Origin of the sequence: Cohnella yongneupensis, from assembly GCF_042655785.1 — a bacterium.
Lineage (GTDB): Bacteria > Bacillota > Bacilli > Paenibacillales > Paenibacillaceae > Cohnella > Cohnella yongneupensis.
On the sequence record NZ_JBHSNC010000045.1, the window covers coordinates 87111 to 106952 of the forward strand.

General features: G+C 56.7%; 13 protein-coding genes. 1 reads left to right on the top strand and 12 read right to left on the bottom strand.

The genetic code is table 11. The features are described from left to right. Window positions 1-35: 35 nt before the first annotated feature. The 7 genes from ACFPQ4_RS14850 to ACFPQ4_RS14880 form a co-directional block, all read right to left on the bottom strand. The gene (locus ACFPQ4_RS14850) at window positions 36-1382 is read right to left on the bottom strand and encodes a (Fe-S)-binding protein (protein WP_378112699.1); all 1347 of its coding nucleotides are present in this window, start codon (window positions 1380-1382) and stop codon (window positions 36-38) included. A 10-nt stretch (window positions 1383-1392) separates the two neighbouring features. After that, on the bottom strand, window positions 1393-2808 hold the full coding sequence (locus tag ACFPQ4_RS14855; protein WP_378112654.1) for an FAD-linked oxidase C-terminal domain-containing protein: 1416 nt from the start codon (window positions 2806-2808) through the stop codon (window positions 1393-1395). 4 nt (window positions 2809-2812) lie between these two features. Continuing rightward, window positions 2813-3712 (bottom strand): fumarylacetoacetate hydrolase family protein, encoded by a 900-nt coding sequence (locus ACFPQ4_RS14860; RefSeq protein WP_378112655.1) that lies wholly within the window; start codon window positions 3710-3712, stop codon window positions 2813-2815. Window positions 3713-3745: 33 nt separating this feature from the next. Further along, window positions 3746-4519 (bottom strand): SDR family NAD(P)-dependent oxidoreductase, encoded by a 774-nt coding sequence (locus tag ACFPQ4_RS14865; protein WP_378112656.1) that lies wholly within the window; start codon window positions 4517-4519, stop codon window positions 3746-3748. A 136-nt stretch (window positions 4520-4655) separates the two neighbouring features. Further along, on the bottom strand, window positions 4656-5411 hold the full coding sequence (locus tag ACFPQ4_RS14870) for an IclR family transcriptional regulator (RefSeq protein ID WP_378112657.1): 756 nt from the start codon (window positions 5409-5411) through the stop codon (window positions 4656-4658). A 142-nt stretch (window positions 5412-5553) separates the two neighbouring features. Next, window positions 5554-5793, bottom strand: coding sequence for a preprotein translocase subunit SecG (gene secG / locus ACFPQ4_RS14875; protein ID WP_378112658.1), 240 nt, complete (start codon window positions 5791-5793; stop codon window positions 5554-5556). A gap of 180 nt (window positions 5794-5973) precedes the next feature. Beyond that, window positions 5974-6738 carry a sugar phosphate isomerase/epimerase family protein gene (locus ACFPQ4_RS14880; RefSeq protein ID WP_378112659.1) on the bottom strand — a complete coding sequence of 255 codons (765 nt, stop codon included), beginning with the start codon at window positions 6736-6738 and terminating at the stop codon, window positions 5974-5976. A 211-nt stretch (window positions 6739-6949) separates the two neighbouring features. Between ACFPQ4_RS14880 and ACFPQ4_RS14885 the strand changes: the two genes are divergently transcribed. Beyond that, entirely contained in the window at window positions 6950-7984 is a 1035-nt protein-coding gene (locus ACFPQ4_RS14885) for an LCP family protein (protein ID WP_378112660.1), read from the top strand. Between the two features lie 52 nt (window positions 7985-8036). On the opposite strand, the gene ACFPQ4_RS14890 is transcribed toward ACFPQ4_RS14885, so the two are convergent. The 5 genes from ACFPQ4_RS14890 to gpmI all read right to left on the bottom strand — a co-directional run bounded on the left by ACFPQ4_RS14890 (window position 8037) and on the right by gpmI (window position 19841). Then, complete coding sequence (locus ACFPQ4_RS14890) at window positions 8037-12233, bottom strand: fibronectin type III domain-containing protein (RefSeq protein WP_378112661.1); 4197 nt, start codon at window positions 12231-12233, stop codon at window positions 8037-8039. 136 nt (window positions 12234-12369) lie between these two features. Then, window positions 12370-13500, bottom strand: coding sequence for a response regulator (locus ACFPQ4_RS14895; protein ID WP_378112662.1), 1131 nt, complete (start codon window positions 13498-13500; stop codon window positions 12370-12372). A 16-nt stretch (window positions 13501-13516) separates the two neighbouring features. Continuing rightward, entirely contained in the window at window positions 13517-16630 is a 3114-nt protein-coding gene (locus ACFPQ4_RS14900) for a hybrid sensor histidine kinase/response regulator (protein WP_378112663.1), read from the bottom strand. A gap of 198 nt (window positions 16631-16828) precedes the next feature. Next, window positions 16829-18121 (bottom strand): phosphopyruvate hydratase, encoded by a 1293-nt coding sequence (eno, locus tag ACFPQ4_RS14905; RefSeq protein ID WP_378112664.1) that lies wholly within the window; start codon window positions 18119-18121, stop codon window positions 16829-16831. Window positions 18122-18308: 187 nt separating this feature from the next. Next, on the bottom strand, window positions 18309-19841 hold the full coding sequence (gene gpmI / locus ACFPQ4_RS14910) for a 2,3-bisphosphoglycerate-independent phosphoglycerate mutase (RefSeq protein ID WP_378112665.1): 1533 nt from the start codon (window positions 19839-19841) through the stop codon (window positions 18309-18311). Window position 19842: the final 1 nt, after the last annotated feature.

The following is a 19842-nucleotide window of genomic DNA, read 5'->3' on the forward strand; positions in this document are numbered from 1 at the left end:
CTTGTCTTCGCCTCGTTTAGTTAGCAAGCGATTCCTTAACCGTTCTTAGCCGATCTTTCATACAGAAAATCGACCACGTGCATTACCTTCATCCGGTCGGACACGCCATGCCGCTCCGCTCCCAGCTTCATCTGAAGCAAGCAGCCAGGATTGCTCGTGAGCAGGTATTCCGCTTGCGTCGCTTCGGCGTGCACCATTTTATGATCGAGCAGCTGCCCGGCCATCTCCGGCTGAGTAACGTTATATATACCCGCAGAACCGCAGCAGCGGTCCGCTTCTTTCATTTCCTTAAAGGCGACGTTCGCGACCTGCTTCATCAGCTTCCTTGGCGCGGAACCGCTTTTCATAACGTTGCGCAAATGGCAAGAATCCTGATACGTGATGACGACCGGATCCGCCGCCGTCGCCGCTTCGTCGGCGAACGCAGGCAGCCTGCCCTTCGTCGCGAGCAACTCGCTAACGTCGATGACCCGGCCCGCGAACCAATTCGCGTCCGTCCGCGCGCTCGCATCCTCGCTAAGCAGATGATCATATTCGACGAGCGCCGCGCCGCAACCGCCGGCATTCGTAACGATATAATCGACGTCAAGCTTGCGGAATATCCCAACGTTAGTTCTCGCCAATCCTCTCGCGCTTTCCAACTCCCCGCTATGCGCATGCAAAGCGCCGCAGCAAGTCTGATCGTTCGGAATAACGACCTCGAAGCCCGCCGCGGACAGCAGCTTTACCGTATTCACGTTCGTGCCCGCGAAGAGCACGTCCATCACGCAGCCTCGGAACAACGCGACGCGCGCGATAGGAACGCCTTGCGCGGGATAGAAGGTGCCGAGCTGCTCGACGACGCCCCGACCGGTCGCGGCGGGCAAAATCCGCTCCATCTCCCGAATGTGCTTCGGAAACAGCTTCATGACGCCCGTCCCTCTCGCGAGGCGCTGCAAGCCCGACTTCCGGTACGCCGATAGCGCTCTCCCGACCCATTTCAATCGGTTGCGGTGCGGGAATAAGCCGTTGAACATCAGCTTGCGCAGCCCTTTGACCGGTACGCTATGTTCGGCGTGATCCTCGATGGCGTCTCTGGTCTGCTCGATCAATTGGCCATATTTAACGTCGGCCGGACAGGCCGGTTCGCAAGCCCGGCAGCCGAGGCAATGGCTCATCTGGTCGCGGAACGCTTGGTCCGGCGTCATGAGGCCGTCGACGGCCGCTTTCATGAGCGCGATCCGGCCGCGCGGAGATTCCGGCTCTACGCCCGTCTCCTTAAAGGTCGGACAGGCAGGCAAGCAAAATCCGCAGCGCATGCAATTCGTCAGCTGGTCGTAATCCAGCTTAGCGAGCAGCGTACGCGATAGGGGGTTGTCGTGCGTGATATTCGGTTTTTTCATAACGCTAGCGCTATCCACGATCGATGACCACCCTTTTACGCGTTTCTTTCGCGAACACTTTGCCGGGATTAAGCAGATTGTCGGGGTCGAAAGCTTGTTTGATCCCTCGCATGATCTCCATACCCGCGGCACCGACCTTCCACTCGAGGTAAGGCGCCTTGACGACGCCGACGCCGTGTTCACCCGTAATCGTCCCGCCAAGCGCGATGGCCGCCTCGAATATATCCTCGAACGCTTGCTCCACCCGGTGGATTTCTTCCGGATCGCGGGCATCCGTAGTTGCCGTAGGATGCAAATTCCCGTCTCCGGCATGGCCGAACGTCGCGATCGCTACATTATGTTTTTTCGCTATTTCGTTAATTCGCAATACCATGTCCGCGATCTTCGACCGGGGCACGGTGGCGTCTTCCAATATCGTCGTCGGCCGCAGCCGCGCCAAAGCGGTAAAAGCGCTCCGTCTCGCTGTGAGCAGCTTCTCCGCTTCTTCCCGATCGGCGGCGACTTCGATGCGATCCGCGCTTTCCGCTTCGCATATGCTCCGAATAAGCGCGATATCGCGTTCTACCGTCTCCGGCTCGCCGTCTTGTTCGATCAGCAGTATCGCTTCCATGTCATGCGGCAATCCAAGCTTGGCGAAATCGTCGACGACGCGGATCGTCGGGTTATCCATAAACTCCAGCGTAGCCGGAATGATTCGCGATTCAATAATTTTGGATACGGTTCGCGCGGCCCCATACAAATCACGATACATCGCAAGCATCGTTTTCTTGGTCTTCGGAGGCGGGACTAACTTTAAGGTCGCCTCCGTCACTATGGCCAGCGTGCCTTCGGAACCGACGAGCAGCTTCGTAAGATCGTATCCCGCCACGTCTTTCATCAGCTTGCCGCCCGTACGGATAATTTCCCCGTTCGCGAGCACCGCTTCCAAGCCGAGGACGTAGTCCTTCGTCGTTCCGTACTTCAGGCCGCGAAGGCCGCCCGAGCATTCCGCGATATTGCCTCCGATCGTCGAGATGCGCATGCTGCTCGGATCAGGCGGATAGAATAGGCCTAGCGATTCGACGTGCGAGATGAATTCGGCCGTTATCATGCCCGGCTGTACGGTAGCCGTCAAATTCTCCAAGTCGATCTCGAGCATGCGGTTCATGCGATGCGTAACCATCACGACTCCGCCTTGCAAAGGAACGGTTCCGCCGCACAGGTTGGAACCGGACCCTCGCGTAATTACGGGTACGCGGTGCGCGGCGAGCAATTTCATAATCGCCGCGACTTGCTCCGTATTCGCCGGATACACGACGCCATCGGGCAAAGCTTGAAGCATCGGCGTACCGTCGTATGAATGTGTAACGAGCGCCTCGCGATCGTCTCTATAGTGAGCCGCCCCCACGATCTGACGCAATTGTTCGACCAGAGTTGGATTCAGCATACGATCAACCGTTAATCATCCGGTTCGACAAGCGTCCGAGTCCTTCGATTTCAATGACGACCGCATCGCCTTCGCGCAAGTATACGCGGCGATCCGCCGGCTGTCCGAGCACGACGCCTTCCGGCGTTCCCGTCAGAATGACGTCGCCCGGAAGCAGCGTCATGTGCTGGGACAAGTAGCTGATGATTTCGTCGCAACGGAAAATCATATCGGACGTGTTCGAGCGTTGGCGGATCTCTCCGTTAACGGTCGTTTGCAGCGACAACTGGTTCGGATCCGGTATTTCGTCCGCCGTAACCAAGTAAGGCCCGAGCGGCGTGAACTTATCGCAGGTTTTGCCGAGCAGCCACTGCGACGTACGCATCTGCAAATCGCGCGCGGATATGTCGTTCGCGCAGCTGTATCCGAACACATGGCCCAGCGCGTCTTCCACGGCCACTTCCTTCGTCTTCCGTCCGATCACGATGGCCAACTCCACTTCATAATCGACCTCGCTCGACACTTTGACCGGCAACGGGATCGGCTCGCCGTGACCCGCCAACGTATTGGAAAATTTGCTGAACACGACGGGCGTCGTCGGGATCGCCGCATTCGATTCTTCGGCATGTTTCCGATAGTTAAGGCCGATGCAAATAATTTTGCTCGGTTCGCTGACGCAAGCGCCGAAGCTGATATCCGATTCTTGCTTGAAATAGGAGGGCGTCCGGTCTTCGCTTACCCGCTCGACATACAGTCGCAGCCGTTCCAGCGCCTCGGCGCCGCCTCGGATGAGCTCCGTCGTGTCGACGGGAATGCCCGGTGCAGGCACGGTCTCTAACGCTTCTCTCACGTCCAGCACCCACTGGTCGTCGATTTTCACGCCTAAGCTAAGGTGATCTCCGCTATTGATCGATAATAATTTCATTTCACTCGATTCTCCCTTCTAATCTCGCGCGAATTATGCGTTCTTGCAAAACGTTGCGCCGCCGTCGATGTAAAGCGGCGAGCCCATCATGAATTTCGATTCGTCCGACGCTAGATACAATGCGGCGTTGGCGACGTCTTCCGGCTGTCCCAGTTCTCCGCTTACTTGTCTCGACTTGATTGCCTCGATCGCGGCGGTCGGATCGTCATAAGACGATTTCAAATAGTTTTCTACGAACGGGGTGAAGATCGTGCCCGGAAGCAGGGCATTAACCCGGATTCCGTAGGCGGCGTAATCGACCTGCATTGCCTTCGTCATGGCGAGCACGGCGCCTTTCGTCGCGGCATAGGAAGCTCTGCGCGCCAATCCGATTTCCGCAACGCACGACGACATGTTGATGATGCTACCCCTTTTACGTTCCATCATGTGAGGCAGCACGTATTTATTCATTAAGTAGACGCCCTTGATATTCACGTCGGCAATCCGATCCCACTGCTCCGGCTCGATCTCATGAATCGCGCCTATGCCGCTAATGCCCGCATTGTTGAACAGAACGTCGATTTTCCCGTAATGGGCCAATGCCTCGCTTACGAGCCGCTGTACCGATACCGGATCGGTTACGTCGCCTTGAACGAAAACCGCCGAACCTCCCCGCGCGCGGATTTGCGCAGCCGTTTCCTCGCCATTGTCCGCATTCACGTCATTAACGATCACTTCCGCGCCTTCAGCGGCGAACAGCAACGCGCTCGTACGGCCGATTCCCGACCCGGCGCCTGTAATTAGCGCGGTTAATCCTTTGAGCCTCATCTGATCACAACCTCGTCATTTTAGTTTATTATTATAAACTTAGTTGAATATATTAAACTTCGGCATCAGTTTACACGCCAATCCTATTTGCGTCAATTAGAAAAAGAAGCCTTTTCCAAGGCTTCTTAGCGTTTAATTATATACGATGATCGAACGATAGTTTCTTTCCCAGCTTCTGGATTTGCTCGCAAGCTTCGCTCTTTTTGCGCTCCCAATTGCGCGTCAGCATGGATACGCTGACGGCAGCCGTTATCTTCCCGTCCCGGTCGAATACCGGCGCGGCCGTACAGCAAATGCCGAGGACGGCTTCCTCCAAATCGAACGAGATACCGGTGCGACGAATTTCCGCCAATTGCTCGACAAGACGTTCGACCGAGACCAGGGTGTTCGGCGTGAGCTTTACCATCGCGCGGTCTTGGAGTAGCTCCCGCACGATGTCGTCCGGATATTGGGACAACAGCAACTTCCCCATCGCGGTCGCATGCGCCGGCATTCTCATGCCCGGCTCCGATACGAGCCGAACGGGGGACGTCGCCTCCTTCTTGGCGATGTAGACGATTTCGCCGCGGTCCAATATGGCCATCTGAACCGTTTCCCCAAGACGGCTTGCGGTTTCGTCCGCCCATTCCTTGAATTGATCCGCCAAGCTGAAACCGGAAAAGTACGCGTTGCCCAACCATCCGAAAGCGGTGCCGATCGCGTAAGTATCGTTGCTTTCCCTTTTCAGCCAATCCAGCGATTCCATCGTGTGCAGCAAAGAAAACATCGTGCTCTTGTTAATGCCCGTCTCGTTCGTCAAATCCGTGAGTCGTAGCTTGGACGGGCTTTTGACGACCGCCTGCAGCACGGCATGCGCCCGCTCCAATCCAGGCACCCAATACTTCCGTTCCAAGGTAACACCGCCTCCGCCTAGACAAGATCATGATTCAGCCGATTTTTCGCTATATTATAGCATACGCTACCCTGCGCACAACTCGTGGAAGGCAACAAAAAAAGCAGGAAGCATACGCTTCCCGCTTATCCGCTTTAGATCATTAACCTTGTCCAACGACGTAAGCAACTACCAAAGAAAGGATAAAGAACCCGATTGCCAGACCTACCGTTACGCGTTGCAGGAAAAGGTCTAGTCCGCGAGCTTTCTGTTTACCGAACAAGTGCTCAGCACCGCCGGAGATGGCGCCGGAAAGACCTGCGCTCTTACCGCGTTGCAGAAGAACGACAGCAATCAAACCTAGCGAAAAGACAATCAGTAGAATTTTGAAAAATACGTCCACCGCTTACACCCCCTTGGCACCTCACTGGGTGACCTATACAAAAACAGTATTCTTATTTTATCACAGTTCCTGGCCTATTGACAACCTGTCAAATTTTCGGTATTTATGACATCTCCAGAAAGCCAACTCCTAACGCAAAAAAAGCCCGGCCTAAGCCGAGCTTCTCCCCTGTAACTAAGCTTATACCCAGCCGCGCTCTTTGAACCAGGCGAAATTAAGCTTGGCGCTCTCTAGAGACGATACGTCGTAACGCTCTTGTTCGATGATGACGTATTCCACGCCGGCCGTCTCGCATGCCGCCAGCGCCGAATCCCAGTTTACCGTTCCGCGTCCGATTTCCGTATCTACACCGTCCGCTTTGAAGTCTTTCGCATGGACGAGCGGCAATCTGCCCGCGTATTTGTTGATGTAAGCCGCAGGGTCTTGGCCCGCGACCTTCACCCATCCGAGGTCGAACTCGGCGAACAGCTTCGATGCCGGTACGCGTTCTAACAAATGGTCGATAACGAGCTTGCCTTCGACGGGCTTAAACTCAAAATCGTGGTTATGGTAGCCGAACTCAAGACCCGCCGCCGTCACGATGTCAGCCGCTTGCTCGATCGTATCGATGAACTTCGTCACGTCTTCCGCCGTCGGGTTGCCGCCGAGCGGATAATAAGGCACGACGAATCTTTTAAAACCGAGCTCTTGAGCGGTTTCCACGGACTTCTTCAGGTTGTCCCAGATCGCAGCGTCGTTGATCGTCAGCCCCATGTGCGCCGATGTTACGTTAAGGCCGCAATCCGCAAGCACCTTGCGAACTTCCGTCGTGGAATGCCCGTACAAGCCTGCAAGCTCTACGTTCTTATATCCAATGTCTGCGATTTCCCGGATCGTCCCAAGGAAATCCTTCTCGCTGCGGTCGCGTACGGAGTATAACTGAATGCCTAATTGCGGTTTGCTCATTGTCTGCACCATCCTACTCGAATTAATCGCGTCCTTACTCTTCTACATTATAGGCGAATGCATTCATCCTCACGAGCGAGCTTTTTGCTATCTTTATATGCCATTTTGGAGCGTTTCGGACAAGCGGCAAACCTTTTTCGAGTGTTGGAAAAACTTTCTGACGCTTTGCATCGTATATTTAGCTGAACGCTCATTGGAAAGGATGGGTCCCGTGAATCCCGATCAACAGCCGCCTTCTGAACAACCTGCGCCTACCGCGCGTATGCGCAAGCGTATCTCGCTCAAAACCCGTCGCATTATTCTCTATACCAGCCTTAGCGTCGTACTCGCGGCCGGGCTTGTCATTGCTTACTATTATTATTCGGTCCGCTCGTTCGCGGAGACGATCTATAACAATTCGAAAGACATTCCGACGATGGACACGGCGCCGATCGGCGGCGGTCCGCCCGTACCGATTCCGGCTCCGCCGGAGTGGGACGGAACCGAGCGCATTAACATCCTGCTGCTCGGCGGAGATGCCCGAGGCGTCAAAGTCGACTCCTATCCGCGCTCCGACACGATGATGATCGCTTCCATCGATCCGGTCGCCAAAGACATTCATCTGTTTTCGTTGCTTCGGGACACGTATACCGCCATACCGAATCACGGCTCGAACCGTTTGAATGCGGCTATCGCATTCGGCGGACCGCGCCTGGCGATGAATACGGTCAGCGATCTCGTCGGCTTGCCGATCCATCATTATGTGTATACGGACTTCGAAGGCTTTATCTCTTTGATAGACGCGCTTGGAGGCATTGATTTCGAGGTGGACAAAAAAATGGTGCATCCCGACACGCGCGACGATCCCAGATACAATATCGCGCTTGAGCCCGGCATGCAGCATTTTGACGGTTTGACCGCACTCGAATATGTTCGGTTTCGCAGCGACATCAAATCCGATTTCGGGCGCTCCGACCGACAACGCAAGTTTCTAACCGCGATCGCCGACGAGATGAAGAAGACGACGTCGCTGATCAAGCTACCGCAATTGTTGGACAGCATCGCCCCCTACATCGAGACCGACATTCCGCCGGGCGATCTGATGAAGCTGGCGCGTCTCGGCATGAAGCTCGACACGGGTAACGTCGCCGGCATTCAATTGCCTCAGGACGGCGCTTTCCAAGACGCGACGATCGATAATATGGCCGTACTTGTCATCGAACCGGATAAGCTCAAGACTTACGTGCAAGAACAGCTGACTTCGTAAAATAAAACCATCAGGGACGACGCGTCCCTGATGGTTTGTCGTTATTGTCGCGTTATTGCGCGCCGGCCGCGGCTTGGATGTCTCCATAAGCCCAGTACGTCGCAGAAACGTCCTTGTAGAGAGGTGCGCTTGCCGTAGATGGCTTGCGGCCGATGAGCCGGTTAATGATCGTTACCGCCTCGGCGCGGCTGAGCGCCTTGTCCGGACGGAACGAGCCGTCCTTGAAGCCGGTCATGATGCCGGCTGCCTTCGCCTTCAGTATGGAAGCTTCGGCCCAATGTCCGGCGATATCGGCGGAGGGGGCGGCGTTCGCGCTGCCTGAGGATGCGGTCAGCAAGCTTGCGACGATCGTCGCCATCTCTGCCCTTGTCATCGGCTTGTCCGGCTGGAAGCTTCCGTCCGGCATTCCCTTCATCAGCCCGAGCTTCGCTGCTGCTTCGATCGCGTTCTTCGCCCAATGCGACGCTGGCACGTCTTTGAACGTGATCGGCGCGGCGGCCTGGGTGGTAGCCTGTAGCTTGTTCGCGTAAAGTCTAGATAGAATCGTCGCGAGCTCCGCGCGCGTCAGTTCCTTATCAGGTTGGAACATGTTGTTCGCAAACCCGCTCATGTAAGGCTTCGCGGAGTCCCGTTGCGCGAATGTATCCCAGCCTTCGACATTTACGATCGCGAACGTGCTGAATTTGGCGACATCGAATGCGTACGCAGGCCTCTCCGGGTTGCCATACGAGGCTGTCCGTCCTTTGACCAACTCCTTCGTGCCGTCTTCGTGCACGATGTAGACGCCGATATTCCGGAGCTGTTCTTCGCTTGGAGCTGCGCCGTCGAACGGAAGCAATAGCGTAATCCCGCGTCCTTCTCCGCGCAAATTCGTCTCGATCGTAACGGGAGCGCCGATCACGGTAACTTTACCGTTGCCAGCCACATCGCGTACCGAAGACTCGCCGCTTGCCTGCTCGCTCAGCTTTGAGGATTGGTCCGCATCGCTAACGGAAGCGATGCTCAGCACCAGTTCCCGACCCCAACTACGAAGCGAGTCGGCCGGGACGCGTACTTCGGCTGCCGTCGTCGCAATCGATAAGCTCACCCCTGCATCGGCCAAAGCCTGCGCAGCCTCGGCCGGCATACTCACGGTCAACGGCGGATGTCCGTTGCCCCCTGGGATCGTAAGCGTCAATTGTGACAACCCCGTCTTGCTCAGCTTGTCCACAGCCTGCTGTACGAACGCCGCGGACAAGCTTAACTGCTCCTCGTATCCGCCATCCGTGTTTGCGACGCTTATCACTTCAAGATCGCCGAGCGACACGTCACCCGCACTCACTATAACCTTATAGGAGAACGATAATTCCGTAGATCCTGAGCCGCTCGTTATCGGGGGCGTAGATCCGTGTGGCGTCACCGCCGCGGATGGACTCGACGCTGCAGAATTCCCTCTTAAGTTGGTCGCCACTACCGTGAACGTGTAAGCCGTTCCGTTCGTTAACCCCGTGAACTGTGCTTCGCGCTTATCTGCTTCAAGGTGCAATTGCGCGCCTCCCGGGCTCGCCATTACCGTGTACCCGGTGATCGGACTGCCTCCGTTATTCGCCGGAGCCGTGAAAGTCACCGTCGCAGTTCCGTCACCGGCGGTTGCCGTAACATTAGTCGGAACGCCTGGCACCGCGCTTGGCGTCACGGCCGCGGACGGACTCGACGCCGCCGACCAGCCGTTTTCATTATAGGCTTCTACGGTGAACGTATAAGTCGTGCCGTTCTCGAGCCCTGTCACCTCGATCGGACTGGATGAACCCTCGGCCCACCCGGCCTCAACGTCATCAATCCATGCCGTCACTCGATAGTTCGTAATGGTATTCCCGCCGTTGTCCGGTTCATCGAAAGATACAGTCGCCTTTGCATTCCAGGCCGACGCGACGAGGTTGAACGGTACTGCGGGCTCTTTCGCCAATGTCGTCCATAGGGTCGTCTGCGCCTCGCTGGACTCGCCAATACCGTTAAGCGTAACCACTTTAAAATGATACATGGCTCCAGGCCTTAACCCGGTCAAGACTGCGGAAGTCTTGTCGGCACCCACGATCTCCGATACCGGATACTCAAACGGGTTGTACGGAATCGAATCGACCCTGTAACCCGTGATCGGACTACCCCCGTCGCTGACGGGAGGCGTAAATGTTACCGTAGCTTGTGCATTGCCGCCGATCGCCGTTACGTTCGTCGGGGCGCCCGGTACTGTAAGCTGAGTACCCGTAACCGCAGCCGACCACCCGGAGTCCCCCTTGACGTTAAGTGCCTTCACCCTGAACGAATACGTCTCTCCTCTCACGAGACCGCTAACGATGATAGGAGAGGTGCTGCCCGAGGTGCTTTTTTTCGCAACGCCTTCTTGAAGCGCTTCAACGGAGTATGAAGTAATCAGTCTTCCCCCATCGCTGGCAGGCGGCGTGAAATAAACCTTTGTATCCGTGATCCCGCTCTCGATCCTCGTAATCGTCGGCGCGCCAGGCACCGTGAACGGTACGACTGTCCTAAATTCCGATGTCGCAGATCTCCCGATGCTATTCATGGCGGTTACCGAGATCGTATACGATACCCCATTCGTCAACCCCGTCATCGTATAGACCATGTCCGTCGTATCTTGAACAATATCGCTTCCGCCTGACACGGGGTGAGCAGTAACCGTATAATAAAGAATTTCGCTGCCCCCGTTATCCGGCGCATTGAATAACACGAACGCTTGCCCGTCGTCCGGGATGACATCGATCACCTCCGGCGCGTCCGGCACCGTTGCGGCGGTCGTGAACGTCCACTCGATTTCCGGCGCCGGGTTACCGTTCAGATCTGCGAAAGCCCCCGCTTCCGCGACGGCCCGGTAACTCGTAAGCCCTCGCAAATCGACCGGCATGTCGATGCTCGCAATAGCCCCTGCCGTCAACACGTTCGCGCTTCCGGCATCGACTTGCTGGCAATCCGTCGATGCCGTCGCGCAAATTTCGATGACATGTCCCGGAACTTTCTTGATCGATTCGTTGAATGTCGCCGTCAGCATCGCGCTTGCGCTAGCGTTCGTCGCCCCGGCTTCTGGCGTGATGGACACCAGCGCAGGCGGCGTTGTCTCTAGCGCATACCGGACGACGTTAGGTTGGCCCAGCCCGTCCACAAACGCCAAGTAAGCCTTGCCATCATCCCCGAATGCCATATCTAGGCCGTCCGGGTTAACGACCAGTCCGTCCAACGGGGCCGTATCGGCCAAAGCCGCGCCGTTCCACTGCTTAACTTGGGCTATCCCGTTCCGGTCGACGTACGCCACGAACGGAGCATCCGTGAGCGGATCGATCGCTAGGGCGGCCTTCTTCAGCCCGTGCATGTCCCATTGCGCGAGCGGTTGCCATGTTCCGGCCACTAGCTTATAGAGATAAGCGACCCCGTTATCGGGCGCGTTGCCGGTATAGAACGCCGCATATGCGGTCCCGTCGGAAGCGAATCTCAGCGTAGCGTATTGCGCCGAGACGCCCGAGAATTGATCATTGCCTAACGTTTGCCACGCCGAGCCGTCGTATATAATGGCTTTCGCCATATAATAGCCGGTGGAGCCATCCGCGAAAATCATCGCGGGTTGACCTGACGGATTGGTCGTCAATTCCGGTAAATTGCTATTGATGCCCGACACCGCCGCGGCCGTCGTCCAAGCCGTCCCGTCGAACTGGCGGACGAACGTCTGCTGCGAGCCTAGCATCTCCTGATAGTACATGAACGGATTACCGCCGGGACCTGCGGCGACCCCGGTATATCCCGCGCCTTCCGGAGCGGACAACGACCCGCCGCCTCCCAGTTCGGCCCAACTCTCGCCGTCAAGCTTGCGAACGACAGCCGAATAGGGATAGCCGTTTCGATTCGTATAAGCCACGTAAATTTGTCCGTTCTGCCCGATATCGATCGACGCGCTGCCGATATCGTCCGAAGACACGAAATCGCCGCCGATCGTCGCCCAACTCGACCCATTCCAAGCTTTCACTCTTCCCATGCCTCCGCCGCTGCCAACACTATAGAACAAATACGGCTCGTTATCGTGAACGGCGAGATCGAATGTCAACGCCTGGCTGCTTTCCACCGCCCCCGACCCGACCGACTCCCATGTCCATTGCCCGGTTCGCGCCGCCTCCGCCCGGTCCGTTCCAACCCAAGCCGCGGCCGCCTGCCACGCAACGGTCAACGCAAGCGCCGTCCGCGCGAATTTCATCCATTTCCTTCTCATGCTTTACTTCATCTCCTATACGCTTGCACGATTTGACATTTCTCGGACAAGCTTACTTCCCCTTCCTCCCAAAATACTCACAAAAAACGACAAAGGGACGACGCGGGTATGATCCGCTTCGTCCCTTACAAACCCGTTATAATGACAGCCTCGCCGCCAACTCCCGCAGCTCCGCCGCAGGCGCGATCCCAAGCTCGTCGGCCAACAGCTTCGAGTAACCCTCGTAATGGCGTCTGAACATTCCCGCCTCGCCGCCGTCAGCGTACAGCCGCAGCAACGCCGCGTTCATCTCTTCGTCGAGCGGAGCAAGCCCGAGATAGGCGCGCAGCACTTCTTTCGCGGCGTCGAGTCCTCCGCCTTGCTCGCGATGCCATGCCGCCAGCATCCGCGCCAGCGCTCCATGATGCGAGGCCGCTTCCGCCGCGACGCCGACGCTCCAAGGGTAATCTTTGCCGCCGAACAGTTCCCCAGCGTACGAGCCGAACGCCTCCGTCGCTTCCGCCGCATCCCGCTCATCCGAGATGGCCGCCAGCCTTCCTTTGACGTCTCTCAATCGTTCCAAATCCGAGAATCCCTTAGGCGTCTGCATCCGATATCCTTCGTTCGTATGCGTCACATCGACCGCGAGTCCGGCTTCCTTCAACGCTTTCTTCAACCGGTATACGGTGTTGTGAACGTTATGAAGCGCCCGTTCTTCGTCCATTTCCGGCCACAACAGGTCGGCAAGCTGCCATTTGCCCGCCAGCCGGTCAGGGTAAGCGATCAAGTACGCGAACAGCTCCTCCGTCTTGCGTGTCGGCCAACTCATCAATTGTCCGTCCAGGCCTCTCGTCTCGAATGTGCCGAGGCATCGTACCGGCGCTCGCTCTCCAGGAACGGGCGCCGACCGTATCGCCGAACGTAACGCTTGGTTTTTCGCGAGACGCGCGGCGACCCGCTCCAACGCATCCGGCGTTACCGGCTTCAGCAAATAATCGACGGCGCTCACGCGGAACGCCTCCACCGCATAATTCGGATACGCCGTCGTGAAGACGATCTGCACTTCTTCGTCCATCGCCTTCAGCTTCTCAGCCAGCTCGATACCTCCTAACCGCGGCATCTCCACGTCGAGGAACACCGCGTCCGGCTTAAGCTCGCCGAACCGCTCCAGCGCAATTAGCGGACTCGTATACGCACCTACCGCCTCCAGCATCGGATGGCGTCCGACAAGCAGCTCCATCAGCCCGAGAATCGGTCGTTCGTCTTCCACGATCATGACGCGAAGCATCGCTATTCCCCCTTGTTCATCCGGTCGATTTCGGCAAATAGACCGTCACTCTAGTGCCTCGCTCCAGCGCGGAATCGATCGTTAAGCTCGCCCCCGGAATCGTAGCCAGACGTCTACGGACGTTCGTCATCCCGATCCCCGATCCTTCGGGGCGTTCCCCGTAGCGCAGCAAGTACACCGCGTCATCCGGCATTCCGACGCCGTCGTCGGAGACGTCGAACCGCAAATATCCGTTGCCGTCTGCGATCGTCAGCGTAACCGTGCCTTCCCCTTCCTTCTCGAACAGCCCGTGGCGAATCGCATTCTCGACGAAAGGCTGAATCGTCAGCGCGGGGATCTTGTAATCCGCTAGCCCAGGATCGGTTTCCAACCGGAATGCGAGCCGGTCCCCGAATCGCGCCTTCTCGATCTCCACGTAAGCTTGGATAAGTTCCAGCTCTTGTCCCAGCGGCACGTAAGACGTCCGCCCGTCCCGCTCGAACACCATGCGCAAATACCGGCTCAGCATGGAGAGCAAATAAGCAGCCTTTTCCCCGTCCGTGTAGCAAAAAGCGATGATGCTGCTGATCGCGTTATACAAAAAATGAGGCTTGATCTGCGCCTGCAGAAACGCCATCTCGTGCCTGACGGCCTGCTCCATCGACGACTTCATCGAGAGCAGCGTGCGAACCCGGGCCGCGAGCGTCTTCGGATCGAACGGCTTGGCGATGAAGTCGTTGCCACCCGCCCGGAAGCATAGCTCGATGTCGTGCAACGAATCCTTCACCGTCGCGAACAAGACCGGCAGCTCGATTACCGAACGCGACTCCCGAACCGCGCGACATAAGTCGATTCCCGACATTTCCGGCATCATCACGTCGAGAACCAATAAGTCGATTGCAGGATTCTCGTCCAACTTCCGCAGCGCCTCTTTGGCAGATAGCGCTGTCAGCACGTTATACTCGTCGCCGAGCAGATTGAGCAATATTCTCACGTTGGCCGCTTCGTCGTCCACGACGAGCACCGTATGCTCGCGATCGTGCGCAACGATGTCCAACCGGTCGTTAGCCCGCGGTTGGCCATCGATTTCCGTTGCCGCCGCAACGAGCGAATCCGCCAGAACAAGCTCGCCCCGACCGTCGGCGGACGGTAGGACGAACGCCATCCGCGTGCCTAGCCCCGGTTCGGAACGATCGACCCAGATACGCCCGCCCATTCTGTCGATGAGCTGTCTGCTAATGTACAAACCGAGCCCCATGCCGGTATAACCGTCGCTCGGAAGCGCGTCCGCCTGCTCGAAATAGCCGAACACCGCATCGTGTTTTTCCCTCGGTATCCCTATGCCGGTATCTTCTATGTAAAGGGTCGTGAAGTCACCCGATACGCTACCCCCGATCTCGATACGGCCTTGCTTCGTATGTTTAATGGCATTGTGAATAAGGTTGTACAGCACTTGCCGCACCCGGTTCTCGTCCGCAAGCGCGAAAGTCCCCGGCGGAATCCGGTTCTCCCATTCGACCTCTTTACCCGCCAGCTCGAACTCGAGCACTTGGAACGCCGTCTGCGCGGCGACTCGCAAGTCAAGCGGCGTCTTCTGAAGCCACAAATCCCCGTGCTTCATCCGGACGACGTCCGTCAAGTCGTTCACGAGCGCGGTAAGCTTCGTCGATGTATCTTGGATCAGTGACAGCTCGCTCCGCTGGCGCTCGGTAAGCGTTCCCGCCTTCTCGTCCAGCAAGTAGGAAGCGATGTTCTGAATGCCGTGCAGCGGCGTCTTAAGCTCATGCGACGTGTTCGCCAGAAACTCATCCTTGAGCTTGTCCCGCAGCACGAGCTGCTCGGTCAGCTGTTCGGTCCGGTTCGTGGCGTTCGCCAGCCGCAGCGCGAGCAGCGCATTCGTGAATGCAAGCACCGCGAGGAACGAGATGCGCCGCCCGATATCGGTCTGCACGAGGCTAAGGGAATACAGCAGTCCGAACACGAGAATCATCGTTATCGACGCCATCATTCCCATCAGCAGCATCGACTCGTTTCTGCTTAGCTGCCCTTCACGTCTCGCGAACAATCGAACTACCCGGTACGAATAGAAAATAACGACCAGCATGACGTAATGCCATGGAATATTGCCAAGTACGCGGTAATCCGGATAAGGGAAAACGATAACGGCTGCCAAATAGACGGCAATCGGGGCAAGCAGCGCATACAGAAGCTTGCGGCTTAGCAGCTTGCCGTCCAGATGGTGCAAGAATGCGCCGAGAAGCATAATATTCGAAAAGCCGCCCAGATCATACAGCTTCATCGATGCCCAGTAAGGAAGTCCAGGCACGAGCTGAAGCGTCAGCTTCTCGCCTCCCGTTACGATGAGCGTAAGCATCGTGAGGAAATACAAGGCGCTGTACAAGTAGGTCTTGTCCTTCATCCGGAGCACGTAGATCGTCAAGTGATAACCAGCGAAGAGTAGCAGCATGAATATCGCCGAGAATTCCGCCCCGAAGTGGATCCGCTCGATGAGCAGCATGTCGGCCTGACTCCCGAGCTGTACGTCCTCGAAGCCGCCTTTGTTCGTTGAATCTAGATTCGCTACTTGCAGCACGATATCGAGCACGCCATTGTCCGCCCGCGCGAACGTCAAATAAGGCTTATTTTCTGCCTGGTAGGCTTCTAGGTTTTCTGCCGGGCGCCCTCCGTTTCCAGCAAAGTGGCCGTTGATGTAGAGGCGGTGCGCGGAATTCACATTCGGTATCCGAATGCCGTAGCTTCGGTCATCTTCGCTTACCCGGACGATCAGCCGGTAGGTGCCGTAACGAGCCTGGCTCGCTTCATCCACAGGCACGCTCCCGTACCATGCGTTCGGAATCGTCGCATAGGGAGCGGACGACTGAGGCGCCCTTCCGTCCCGAAAATCTTCCGGCTCGTACAGCTTCTCTGGATAGAACGTCCACTCCCCATCCAGATTGACCGTATGCCGCGCCTCGAACGTCCAATCGCCGAGATCGACCTCGCCTTGCTTCGCCTTCGGCGCTGTACCGTCCGGCACCGTGTACGTATTAATGAGCCATAGGAGTAAGATGGATAACAGCGGAATGAGCGCGAAGCCCGTCGCCCGCAATCCCCATCTTATACCCGTTCGCGTTTTTCCGAATACATCCACCCTAGTACCTCCCGCCGCTAAATCCGCTTCCGCCAGATTAGCCGGTCCCGCTCCCAAATTACTCTCAACGCCATTATGGCACGAAATTCGACAAGCCGCATGACAAAATAAAAAGACCGAACCGCGCGTCGATCGCTGCGGTCCGGTCTTTGTTCTTCCGGTTTTCCCGGTCGTGGTGCCGTATAGGATGTTGCCGGATTACTTGAAGTTTTTGAGGTTGTAGAACGCTTTTTTGCCTGCATAAGATGCCGTCGAGCCGAGCTTGTCCTCGATGCGGAGCAATTGGTTGTACTTCGCTACGCGGTCGGAACGAGAAGGAGCACCCGTCTTGATTTGACCCGCGTTCGTAGCAACCGCGATGTCGGCGATCGTGCTGTCTTCGGATTCGCCGGAACGGTGGGAGATAACGGCCGTGTAGCCAGCGCGTTGAGCCATCTCGATCGCGTCGAACGTCTCGGTCAAGGAACCGATTTGGTTAACTTTAACGAGGATGGAGTTACCGATGCCGTCTTCGATACCTTTGGACAGACGCTCGGTGTTCGTTACGAACAGATCGTCGCCGACCAATTGGATTTTGCCGCCCAATTTCTCGGTAAGCAGCTTCCAACCTTCCCAGTCGTCTTCGGAGCAACCGTCTTCGATCGTGATGATCGGATATTTGTCGGCCCAGCTAGCGAGCAGGTCAACGAACTCGGCAGGCGTGTAGGACTTGCCTTCGCCTTCGAGGTGGTATTTGCCGTCTTTGAAAAACTCGGTGGAAGCAACGTCCATACCGAGGAATACGTCTACGCCTGGCTTGTAGCCGGCTTTTTCGATAGCGACGATAATCGTCGAAAGCGCTTCTTCGTTGGAAGCGAAGTTAGGAGCAAAGCCGCCTTCGTCGCCTACAGCCGTGTTCAGGCCTTTATCTTTAAGTACGGATTTCAGAGCGTGGAAAATTTCAGCGCCCGTGCGAAGAGCTTCAGCGAACGTAGGTGCGCCGACTGGCAATACCATGAACTCTTGCACGTCTACGTTGTTGTCCGCGTGAGCGCCGCCGTTGATGATGTTCATCATCGGAACCGGAAGCTTCTTGGAGTTGAAACCGCCCAGGTACGTGTACAAAGGCACGTCAAGAGCTTCTGCAGCAGCGCGAGCAACGGCGATGGATACCGCGAGGATCGCGTTAGCGCCCAGCTTAGCTTTGTTCGGCGTGCCGTCGAGCGCGATCATTTTGTTGTCGATTTCGACTTGATCAAGCGCGTCGTAGCCGATGATTTCAGGAGCAATGATGGAGTTAACGTTCTCGACTGCTTTCAGAACGCCTTTGCCAAGGTAACGGCCCTTGTCGCCATCGCGAAGCTCAACGGCTTCGTATGCGCCGGTGGATGCACCGGATGGAACGATCGAACGGCCGAGAGCGCCGGATTCGAGGCGCACTTCTACTTCGACTGTCGGGTTGCCGCGGGAGTCGAGGACTTCGCGTGCGTAAACATCAGTAATGATCGTCATTGGAGGAAACACTCCTTAATATTTGTTGAGGTTGCGCAGTCGGCCATCCGAATAAAAACACTCTCCAGCCGCTGTTCTCGCCCCTTTGCCTGATTGATATTTAAGGTGGCAAAGGGACTCGAAAGGCGGACGTAAACTCTTCCGAGTGTTTTTTTCTACTGTCCTAGGGCAACCAATTGCGTCGAGATTACACCAAAGATTGACCCGTCATTTCCTTCGGCTGTGGCAGCTGCATCAGCTTAAGTAGCGTTGGTGCCACGTCCGCCAAGATGCCGCCGTCGCGTAGGCCGTGACCGGCTTGCGTCACGATGCATGGCACCGGGTTAGTCGTATGCGCCGTGAACGGACGGCCGTCGTCGTCGATGACCATGTCGCCGTTGCCGTGGTCGGCGATAATGACGGCTACGCCGCCTTTGGCGATGATCGCGTCGACGACTTTGCCGAGGCAATCGTCGGTCGCTTCGACCGCTTTGATCGTCGGCTCCAGCATGCCGGAGTGACCAACCATGTCGACGTTAGCGAAGTTAAGGATTATCGCGTCGTGGTTGTCGGCTTCGATCTCTTTAACCGCGGCTTCGGCAACTTCGTACGCGCTCATCTCCGGCTGAAGGTCGTAAGTCGCTACCTTCGGTGAATTGATAAGAATGCGAGTCTCGCCGTCGAGCACGTGATCGCGTCCGCCGCTGAAGAAGAACGTAACGTGCGGATACTTTTCCGTCTCGGCAATGCGCAATTGCTTCTTGCCTTGTTGGACGAGCACCTCGCCGAACGTGTTGTCGAGCTCTTTCGGCTTGTAAGCCACGAGCCCGCCGACCGTCTCCGCGAACAGCGTCATGCAGACGAAGTACAAGTTGCGAGGAACGCCTGGTCCGCGATCGAAACCGCGGAAGTCTTCGTTCGTGAATACGTTGGACAGCTGAATGGCGCGGTCAGGACGGAAGTTGAAGAAGATAACCGCGTCTTCGGATTCCACAAGCGCATTCGGTTTGCCGTCCGCGCCCACGATTACTGTCGGCACGAAGAACTCGTCGTATACCTTGTTCTCGTAAGATTCCTTTACCGCGGCGATCGCGTCGGTTGCCGTAGGGCCGTCGCCGTATACCATGGAACGGTACGCCTTCTCGACGCGATCCCAACGTTTGTCGCGATCCATCGCGTAATAACGTCCTTGCACGGTAGCCAGCGTACCGATGCCGACTTCTTTGATCTTGTCTAGCAACTGTTGGAGGAAGCCTAATCCGCTGTCCGGAGCAACATCGCGTCCGTCTAGGAACGCATGAATGTATACTTCGTTCAGTTCTTCCTTTTTCGCCAGATCAAGCAATGCGAACAGATGGTCGATGTGGCTATGAACGCCGCCGTTCGACAGCAGTCCGTACAGATGAAGCTTCTTGCCATTCGTCTTAGCGTGACGAACCGCGCCAAGCAACGTCTCGTTCTCGTAAAAGTCTTTATCGCGAATCGACTTGGAAATCCGTGTCAAGTCTTGGTAGACGATACGTCCCGCGCCGATATTCAGATGGCCGACTTCGGAGTTGCCCATCTGTCCCTCCGGCAAACCGACAGCTTCGCCGCAAGCGGTAAGCGTCGTATGCGGGTAGGTGTTCCAATAACGATCGTAGTTAGGCTTGTTCGCCTGAGCGACGGCGTTGCCGTGCGTCTCTTGGCGAAGACCGAAACCGTCGAGAATAATGAGCGCAACCGGTTTAGGAGCGGACATC